This is a genomic window from Microbacterium sp. Beta, assembly GCF_005502545.1.
Classification (GTDB): Bacteria; Actinomycetota; Actinomycetes; order Actinomycetales; family Microbacteriaceae; genus Microbacterium; species Microbacterium oxydans.
The window spans coordinates 34387-42674 of sequence record NZ_SCOG01000030.1 but is presented as its reverse complement, the minus strand read 5'-3'; the positions used below and the strand labels follow the sequence as shown (position 1 = coordinate 42674).

The following is an 8288-nucleotide window of genomic DNA, read 5'->3' as shown; positions in this document are numbered from 1 at the left end:
AGGGCGCTCGTCCATGCTACGTCCCGGCATCCGCGCACGGCCGCCGACGCTCGGCGTCCCCCCAGGACGCCCTCCTAGACTGACGCCATGGACCGGGCACGTGCGAGCGCGCCCCGGCGCGCGCGCCTGGGGGTCGACCTGGCGATGCTCGCCGTCGTCGGCCTCGTGCTCGTCGCCGCTCTCGGGGCAGGCGGAGCCACGCTCTACCAGCAGTTCTACGGACCGTCGGCATTCGTCGTGCGCTACCTCGACCTGCTCTCCTCCGGCCGCGCCGCCGATGCGCTGCGCGTGCCGGGTGTCGCGGTCGATCGCGAGACCCTCGACGCCGCCGGCATCGATCCCGCCGCGTCCGAGGCCATGCTCCGTCACGCCGCGCTCGCCCCCCTGACCGATGTGAAGGTCACCTCCGAGGAGCCGGCGGAAGGCGGTACGGCCGTCACCGTCGACTACCGGGCGAGCGGCCATCCGGGAACCAGCACCTTCCTGATCGAGCAGGACGGATGGGCGGGCGTCACCCCGAACTGGCGCTTCACCACCAGCCCGCTGGCCGTGGTGGATCTGACGCTGCGTGGCGCAGACCGGTTCGCCGTGAACGGGTTCGAGGTCGACAGGCGCCAGATCTCGGTCGACGGGGTCGACGCCGCCTCGCTCGACCCGCTGCCCCTGCTCGTCTTCACACCGGGACTGTATGCCGTGACGGTCGACACCCCGATTTCGACCGCCTCGGGCCACGGGGTGCTCGCGGACACACCGCTGGCCATCACGCCGCTCGATGTGCAGACCGAGCCGACGGAGGCGTTCATCGACGTGGTCCAGGAGCGCGTCGAGTCCTTCCTCGCCGAGTGCACGACGCAGGAGGTCCTCCAGCCGACCGCCTGCCCGTTCGGCCTGCGGGTCACGAATCGTCTCGCGTCCGCTCCGAAGTGGTCGATCGCCACCCAGCCCCGTGTCACGGTCGCACCCGACGGCGGACAGTGGCGGATTCCGTCGACGGACGCGGTCGCCCACGTCGACGTCGACATCAGGTCGCTGTTCGACGGCAAGGTCCAGCCGCTGTCCGAAGACGTGCCGTTCCAGCTCAACGGGACGATCACGATCCTGCCGGACGGCACGGCATCGATCAGGGTCGGCTCCCCCAGCGAAGCCCCGGTCGACTGACCGGACCCCGCTTCGGCGTCAGCGCCCCTCGCGGCTGTCACGCTCGGCGAGGGCCGCCAGCTTGGCGTTGTACTCCTCGAGCTCCGCGTCCCCGGTGCGGTCGGCATGCCGGTCGCGGCGCTTCTGCAGCTTCGTGTCGCTTCGGCTCCACTGGATCGCGACGGTGATCGCGAGGATCAGGGTGGGGATCTCGCCGATCGACCATGCGATGCCGCCCCCCACGTACTGGTCCATCATCGGGTCGACACCCCAGTCGCGCCCCATCGAGCCGAACCAGTCGGCGACCATGAGGCCTTCCTGCATCATGATGGCGATGCCGAAGAAGGCGTGCATCGCCATCACCGCGATCAGGGTGATCAGACGGCCAGGGTACGGCAGACGGTACGGGACGGGGTCGACGCCGATCAGGCTCATCACGAACAGATAGCCCGAGATCAGGAAGTGGATCACCATCCACTCGTGGCCGAGGTGCTCGTACATCGACCACCGCACCAGATCGGTGAAGTAGAAGGCCCACAGCGACAGGATGAAGATCGCGGCAGCGACGAACGGGTGGGTCACGACGCGCGCGAACGGAGAGTGCACGGCCCACATGATCCATTCGCGACCACCGCGCGTGCCGTCGTCGCGCTTGTGGATCGCGCGGAGGGCGAGCGTGATGGGGGCGCCGGAGACCATCAGCAGCGGGATGGCCATCGACAGCATCATGTGGCCCATCATGTGGATGCTGAACAGGTACTCCTGGTACGCGTTGAGCGGGCCGCTGGTCACCCAGACCAGCAACAGCATGCCGAGCACCCAGAACACGGTGCGATGGATCGGCCACCGGTCGCCGCGCAGCCGCAGGCGTCGCACGCCGGCGAGGTACAGGAACAGGCCGAAGCCGGCAGCGACGAGCCAGAGCACGTCGAAGTCCCAGGCGGTGAACCAGCGCTCCAGCGTCAACTCCGGAGGCAGCGTCGAGCCGGTGAGGATCTGTGCGGGGGTCTGGGCGAAGGCAGCGACCTCACCGGTGGGCGGAGGCGTGCGTGCGAGAGCGGCTGCCGCACCCGAGGCGAGGCCCATCAGCGCGACCTCGCACAGCACCAGGAGCCAGAACCAGCCCGCAGCGCGCTGACCCGTCAGCTTGGGGATGAGGCGGGCCCGGTACCAGGCGCCCAGCAGTCCCATGCCCCCGAGGAGGGCGATCTTGGCGAGCACGATCCAGCCGTACGGAGTCGCCCACAGGGCCTCCCAGCTCCCGACCGCGACGACCGACCGCGTGACCCCCGAGAACGCCACCACGGCGAACGCGGCGATCGCCAGGGAGGAGTAGCGGCCGACGAGGCGCACGGGGTCGACGTCGGTCCGCCCCCGCAGCAGCACGAGCAGCAGGAGGCCACCGAGCCAGACCGCGGCGCCGATCGTGTGGAGCAGGATCGAGTTCACCGCCATGTTGTGCCCGGCGAGGTCTCCGGCGTGCCCCTGCGTCGCGAGGGGGAGGAAGGACGCCGCGGCGAGCAGCGCCGTGATGAGCGTGGGCGTCCACGAGCGCCAGGCGAACGCCAGCACCGTGATGATGGCACCGAAGATGGTGGTGATGAGCCAGGACTGACCCAGCGGCAGCTCCAGCAGGAAGCGGCCGAGCTGAGAGCCGAACTCGCGCTCGATGCTGAGCTTCGGGTTGAAGGCGGCCATGAAGGCCAGGAACCCGGCGAGGCCCGCGGACACCGTGAACACGGCGGCACCGACCGAGGCGATGTTCAGAGCCGCATCGAACGACCGCTCCCCCGCGCGCAGACCGAAGAGCGCGAGCACGAGCGAGCCGAGCATGACGGCACCGGAGACGTTCATGACGAGCTTGGCCACGGGCGTGCCCCAGAGCACGAACGGACCGGGGTCCTGCAGCAGGGGCGGCTTGGCCCCGCCGCCCACGAGGAGCGCCAGCACCAGGGCCACGAGGGCGGCGACGAGGAGGATGGCGACGCCGGAGACGCGATACGCCGAAATCCGACTCGTCGACTCGCTGCGGGAACTCACCCCTCCAGCCTAGGCGCGCCCGGCGATGAGAAAGCACGAAGGCCGCTCCCGTCGGAACGGGAGCGGCCTTCGAAGAGGTGCGGTCGAATTACTTGACGGCAGCCTTGAGCTTGGAACCAGCGGTCACCTTGACGCGCTTGCCGGCCGGGATCTTGATCTCGGCACCGGTCTGCGGGTTGCGGCCCGTGCGAGCAGCGGTGTCGACCTGCTCGAAGGAGATCCAGCCCGGGATGGAGACCTTGCTGCCCTTGGCAACAGCGTCGGAGACCGTGGCGAACAGCGAGTCGAGGACACCGGAGACGGTGGCCTGGCTCTGGCCGGTGGCGGAAGCGATGCTCGCGACGAGCTCGGTCTTGGTGATGGACTTGTCAGCCATGTCATCCTCCAGCGACGAAGACCGTCGCATCGTTGTGGGGTGTCGGAGCGGATGCTCCTGGTCTGTCGACCGCCTTGAATGTACCAACGACCACCCTCATTTCCGCGTCATTTCGCGGGTTTTGGGCAATTACTGGGCGTGTCGCGTCACTTTTGTCACTCCAGTCACATGTTCGGGGGCCTCGGCGGGCGGGAGAGCAGGTCCAGGAAACGGCGTGATCCGGCGTGATCACCTGACCCGGCGCGCGGTGCAGGGACGCGAAAGGGGCGAGGACCCGAAGATCCTCGCCCCTTTCGACTGTCTGCTGAGACTTACCAGCTCGACTTGGTAACACCGGGCAGCTCGCCACGGTGTGCCATGTCACGGAAGCGGACACGCGAGATGCCGAACTTCGTGAGGACACCGCGGGGGCGGCCGTCGATGACGTCGCGCGAACGCACGCGAGCCGGCGACGCGTTGCGCGGCAGCTTCTGCAGGCCGACGCGTGCGGCCTCGCGGGCCTCGTCGGTGGCGTTCGGGTCGATCAGGGTCTTCTTCAGCTCGGCGCGACGCTCGGCGTAACGCTCGACGATGACCTTGCGCTGCTCGTTGCGAGCGATCTTGCTCTTCTTAGCCATTGATCAACGCTCCTCTCGGAATTCGACGTGCTGACGGATGACCGGGTCGTACTTCTTGAGCACGAGGCGGTCGGGGGTGTTGCGGCGGTTCTTCTTCGTCACGTACGTGTAACCCGTACCTGCCGTCGAACGCAGCTTGATGATCGGACGGACGTCCTGAGCCTTCTTGGCCATTAGAGCTTCACACCCTTCGCCTGGAGGTCCTTGACCACGTTCTCGATGCCGCGGACGTCGATCACCTTGATGCCCTTGGCGGACACGTTGAGCGTGATCTTACGACCGAGCGAGGGAACGAAATACGTCTTCTTCTGCACGTTCGGGTCGAAGCGGCGCTTCGTCCGGCGGTGCGAGTGCGAGACATTGTGTCCGAAGCCGGGAACAGCTCCGGTCACCTGGCACACTGCTGCCATGATGTGACTCCTTCTATACCGTGAGGCCGGACGGCCCCACCCAAGATCCCTTGTCTGCACACGACCACGACCCGCCGATCTCTCGGCCGCAGAAGGGGAAGCATGCGAACTGCGCACAGGAGTGTGCGCAGACAAAGAGTCAGTTTAGCACGGCCGGCGCCGCGGTTCGCATCGCGCACACGGCACCATCTCAGGCCGACATCGTCTCAGCCCGACATCGAGCCGTTCGCGCGACTCGACGCCTCGGCCGCACCGCGTCCCCATCGGAACGGGGAAACCGTGGGATCCGCGTCGATCCAGAAGCGCCACGGGAATGCCGCGGTCCCCGCGACGCCTGCCACTCCGACCCGAGGGCCGCTCACCACGTCGTCGCGCTGCGGCCCCAGCCAGAGTTCCGCCCGCGCCCCGTGCTGCTGGCCTGCCGTGACGGCGTCGATCCCGTCGTGCAGCGGATGTCGCAGGCCCACAGCCTGCCCGAGGCGGCCCGGCCCGCGGGCGAGGTCCCGCAGCGCGATGCGTCCGAGCGGAAGGGCGACGCCACGACGCAGGGCTGCAGCCTCCACCCCTGCCACGACCTCACCGGCGCGGAGCAGCACGCCGTCGCCCTGTCCCTCCGGTCCGCACACGACGTTGACGCAGGAGTGGATGCCGTGGCTCAGGTACACGTAGAGACGCCCCGGCTCACCCCACATGGTCGAATTGCGCGCCGTCCGTCCCATGCGGGCGTGCGAGCCGGGGTCGGGGATCTCCCCCGTGCCCTGCCCGTGATAGGCCTCGACCTCGGTGATGCGCAGCCGCACCTCGACCGGGTCCGCCTCCGTCGCTGTGGAGATGAACGTGCGCAGCTCTCCACCCAGCAGGCGCGGAGCGACGTCGACGGCGGAGCCGCTCAGGTCGGTGCGGGCGGCGCGGTGCAGAGCCTCCTGCGGCTCTGCACCGCGCACGGGGTCGGGGCCGCCGGTCATCTCAGAATCTCGGGGCCGTCTGGCACCACGAGGCGTCGAAGCCGGTGAGGGCCACGAGCTCCCTGCCCGAGTCCATGTCGATCAGGTGCGTCTCGACGTTCTCCGGAAGCGGCAGCAGCATCCCGTCGTAGGCGTTGTTCGCCAGGTCGGGCGCGACGACGACGGCGGCATACTGACCGCTCGGCGATGCACAGGCCTGGAGGATCGAGTCCGTCGACCCGACCTCGACCAGCGGGGTCGCCGCACCGTCGTCGTCCACCCGCACGACCACCTGTCCGATCGGGAGACCCTCTTCGTCACGCGCGACGACGTGACGCAGTGTGCCGCCGGGGAACGGCGTGATGGAGCTCGCCGTGCCGTAGTCGGGGTCCGAAGCGGCGAGGGGCTGCTCCGAGCCGTCGGCCAGATCGAGTTCGACCACGGCTCCGTCGAGCCGCTCCACGATCGCGGTGTACGTGCCTCGGGAGATCCCCTGGATGGTGGCCGCGAGACCGAGCGACTGCACGCCGGCATCGGTCGAGCGGTCGACGAGCGAGAGCGCTCCGTCGAAGTCGATGAACAGCACTGCCGCGCTGTCGGGAACGAACTGCCACACGAAGACGCTCGCCTCGGCACCGGCGACCTCGATGATCTGAGGGTCGTCGTCGCCGCTCAGCGACTGCGTGACGAGGACGCTCGCGCGCCCTTCGGTATCGCTGAGCTCCTTGTCCGAGTAGCTGTAGCCGACGAGGCCGCCGCGCTCGGAGACCTGGATCGCCCCCACGTAGCCGTCACCGGGGAGCTTCAGCTCACGCTGGTTCTTGCCGTCGCGGTCCATCACGAGCAGGCGGGATCCGTCGTCCTCCTCGACCGAGACCACGAGCTGCGTCGATGTCGCACGGAAGTCGTTGATCTTGTCGTGCTCGAACACCGCGACGGCCTTCTCTCCGCTGAGGTCGGTGAGGAAGATCTTGTCCTTGCCCTCGACGTCGCGGCGTAGCAGGAAGATGTTCGACGGCGGCGTCGTGAAGCTCGTGGTCAGCGTCGTCGTCGGGCCGCCTCCGGCACCGACGACATCGGCCACGCGGATCGTGTACTCGGTCGAATCGTCGAGCGGGACGGTGAATCGCACCCCCACGCCGCGACCGGAGGCATCGACGGTGAACGGCACCGCCGGCTCGACCGTCACCTGCGCGGGGTCGATGTCGGCGAGCGCCTGGTTCGCGGTGAGGATGACGCGGCTGCCTGAGGACTCGATCGCCTGCGCGGCGTTCACCTGTACGTCGCTGATGCGCGGTCCCTGGAGCAGGCTCGCGACACCCAGCCCCGTTCCGACGATGACGAGGACACCCAGCACGGCGGCGAGCGTGACGACGAAGCGACGACGGCTCCCCGGAGTCTGCCCGGGCTCCGGCTCTGCCGCGACGCGAGGGGCCGGAGGCGTGTTCGGCTCCGCCGCCTCTGCGCCCTCCCTCTCGACGTCCGGGGCCGCGCCGACGAACACGGGCTCAGTCGCGAGCGGGACGGGCGGAAGGGTGGTCGCCTCCGCGTCTTCTCGGGCTGAAGCCTCGAAGGCTGCCATCTTCCGGGCTGCGGCCTCCTGCTCGGCGACCTCGCGGTCGCCCGCCTCGCGCACCGCAGCTTCACGGACGGCAGCTTCACGGAGGACTGCCTCGCCTGCGACGGCATCCGGCTGGTCGGCAGACGAGGGATCCGCGGAAGCCGTAGCGGCAGACGAGGGATCCGCGGTGTGCGGAGCGTGGTCCGGCGCCGCGGCGACGTGTTCGGCGGAGGCGATCACGCGGTCGATCCGCTCCGCCTCCGCTGCCTCGGCGGCTTCTCGCGCCGCACGCATCTCCGCGCGTGTGCGCGGGACGGCGGGCACCTCTGGGCGCTCGTCGTCAGTACTCATAGGGGTCCCCCGGCTCGTCGATCGCGACGACGTCGGTCGGTTCGATGCGGAGCTTCCCATCGGCATCCGCACGCACGGTTCCGGTGATCTCGACCCATTGGCCGGTCGCGTAGTCGTCGGGCTTCACGTCGACGGGGAGGATGGCGGTCTGCGCGTCGATCACGCAGTGCGTGATGACCAGGCGGGTGAGATTGACGCCGTCGTCGGCATCGTCCGGGGTCACGAACCCCGTGAGCTTCACCGGCGCACCGTCATACGCGGCAGTGTTCGTCGCTGCGGCGAACACGCTCGCCCAGTCGCCGACGCCGAACGTCGAGGTGTCGGCGACGCCGAGGGCCACCGTGTCGGCACCGGCGAACAACGCACTCTGCTCTCCCGCGCGCGACATCGCGAGCTCGACGGACAGCGAGGCGGGCGGCAGCACGAGGCCGGCCACCACCACCCCCGAGGCGATGACCCCACCGGTGACGGCGGCGACACCGGCGAGCGTGCGGCGCGACGAGGGCGCAGTGGCTGGGCGCCCGTCGCCGTGCTGCGGGTCGGCGTCGTCCGCGCGCGCCCTGCGGCGCGTGGGAGCGGGGGCATGCCCGTGATCGTGACCGTGGTCGCTCTCCTCGCCGAGCGGGAGGGTGCACGACCAGATCGCACCGGCCAGGGTGACGACGGCGGCTGTGCACGCGAACCACACCGACTCGGGGCTGATGTAGAGGGTGAGGCGTCCGGTGAGACCGAGACCGAGGGTGACGACCGAGATCACGGCGGCCAGCCCCACACCCAGCCAGCGGGTGCCGAGAGCGCGAACGCGCGCTGCGGTGGGCGAAGACAGCGCCACGCGCTCAGACAGTGCCACGT

Annotated in this window: 9 protein-coding genes; 1 reads left to right on the top strand and 8 read right to left on the bottom strand. The window is 69.4% G+C overall.

Going from position 1 to position 8288, the window contains the following annotated elements; genetic code table 11:
- The first annotated feature begins 87 nt into the window (after positions 1–87).
- Positions 88–1158: a hypothetical protein gene (locus FFS56_RS18710; RefSeq protein WP_127012795.1), complete on the top strand. Its 1071-nt coding sequence runs from the start codon at positions 88–90 to the stop codon at positions 1156–1158.
- 18 nt (positions 1159–1176) lie between these two features.
- On the opposite strand, the gene FFS56_RS18705 is transcribed toward FFS56_RS18710, so the two are convergent.
- The 8 genes from FFS56_RS18705 to FFS56_RS18670 form a co-directional block, all read right to left on the bottom strand.
- The gene (locus tag FFS56_RS18705; RefSeq protein WP_082108679.1) at positions 1177–3177 is read right to left on the bottom strand and encodes a cytochrome c oxidase assembly protein; all 2001 of its coding nucleotides are present in this window, start codon (positions 3175–3177) and stop codon (positions 1177–1179) included.
- 88 nt (positions 3178–3265) lie between these two features.
- On the bottom strand, positions 3266–3553 hold the full coding sequence (locus FFS56_RS18700) for an HU family DNA-binding protein (protein ID WP_017203554.1): 288 nt from the start codon (positions 3551–3553) through the stop codon (positions 3266–3268).
- 311 nt (positions 3554–3864) lie between these two features.
- Positions 3865–4170 (bottom strand): 30S ribosomal protein S14, encoded by a 306-nt coding sequence (gene rpsN / locus FFS56_RS18695; protein ID WP_017203557.1) that lies wholly within the window; start codon positions 4168–4170, stop codon positions 3865–3867.
- 3 nt (positions 4171–4173) lie between these two features.
- Entirely contained in the window at positions 4174–4344 is a 171-nt protein-coding gene (gene rpmG, locus FFS56_RS18690) for a 50S ribosomal protein L33 (protein ID WP_017203558.1), read from the bottom strand.
- Positions 4344–4580 (bottom strand): 50S ribosomal protein L28, encoded by a 237-nt coding sequence (rpmB, locus tag FFS56_RS18685; RefSeq protein WP_017203559.1) that lies wholly within the window; start codon positions 4578–4580, stop codon positions 4344–4346. Before rpmB ends, rpmG begins: the two co-directional genes overlap by 1 nt.
- Positions 4581–4786: 206 nt before the next feature.
- Positions 4787–5545, bottom strand: a complete 759-nt coding sequence (locus FFS56_RS18680; RefSeq protein WP_046748632.1) for a DNA-3-methyladenine glycosylase — start codon at positions 5543–5545, stop codon at positions 4787–4789.
- 1 nt (position 5546) lies between these two features.
- A complete protein-coding gene (locus FFS56_RS18675; RefSeq protein WP_233437343.1) occupies positions 5547–7436 on the bottom strand; it encodes a hypothetical protein in 1890 nt (629 codons plus the stop codon).
- The gene (locus FFS56_RS18670) at positions 7426–8286 is read right to left on the bottom strand and encodes a TIGR03943 family protein (protein WP_233437344.1); all 861 of its coding nucleotides are present in this window, start codon (positions 8284–8286) and stop codon (positions 7426–7428) included. Before FFS56_RS18670 ends, FFS56_RS18675 begins: the two co-directional genes overlap by 11 nt.
- Between the last annotated feature and the right edge of the window lie 2 nt (positions 8287–8288).

What these genes read in the sequence shown, in the direction of transcription:
- FFS56_RS18710 (WP_127012795.1), top strand. Translation starts at nt 88, where the DNA reads ATGGACCGGGCACGTGCGAGCGCGCCCCGGCGCGCGCGCCTGGGGGTC.
- FFS56_RS18700 (WP_017203554.1), bottom strand. Translation starts at nt 3,553, where the DNA reads ATGGCTGACAAGTCCATCACCAAGACCGAGCTCGTCGCGAGCATCGCT.
- rpsN (WP_017203557.1), bottom strand. Translation starts at nt 4,170, where the DNA reads ATGGCTAAGAAGAGCAAGATCGCTCGCAACGAGCAGCGCAAGGTCATC.
- rpmG (WP_017203558.1), bottom strand. Translation starts at nt 4,344, where the DNA reads ATGGCCAAGAAGGCTCAGGACGTCCGTCCGATCATCAAGCTGCGTTCG.
- rpmB (WP_017203559.1), bottom strand. Translation starts at nt 4,580, where the DNA reads ATGGCAGCAGTGTGCCAGGTGACCGGAGCTGTTCCCGGCTTCGGACAC.
- FFS56_RS18680 (WP_046748632.1), bottom strand. Translation starts at nt 5,545, where the DNA reads ATGACCGGCGGCCCCGACCCCGTGCGCGGTGCAGAGCCGCAGGAGGCT.
- FFS56_RS18675 (WP_233437343.1), bottom strand. Translation starts at nt 7,436, where the DNA reads ATGAGTACTGACGACGAGCGCCCAGAGGTGCCCGCCGTCCCGCGCACA.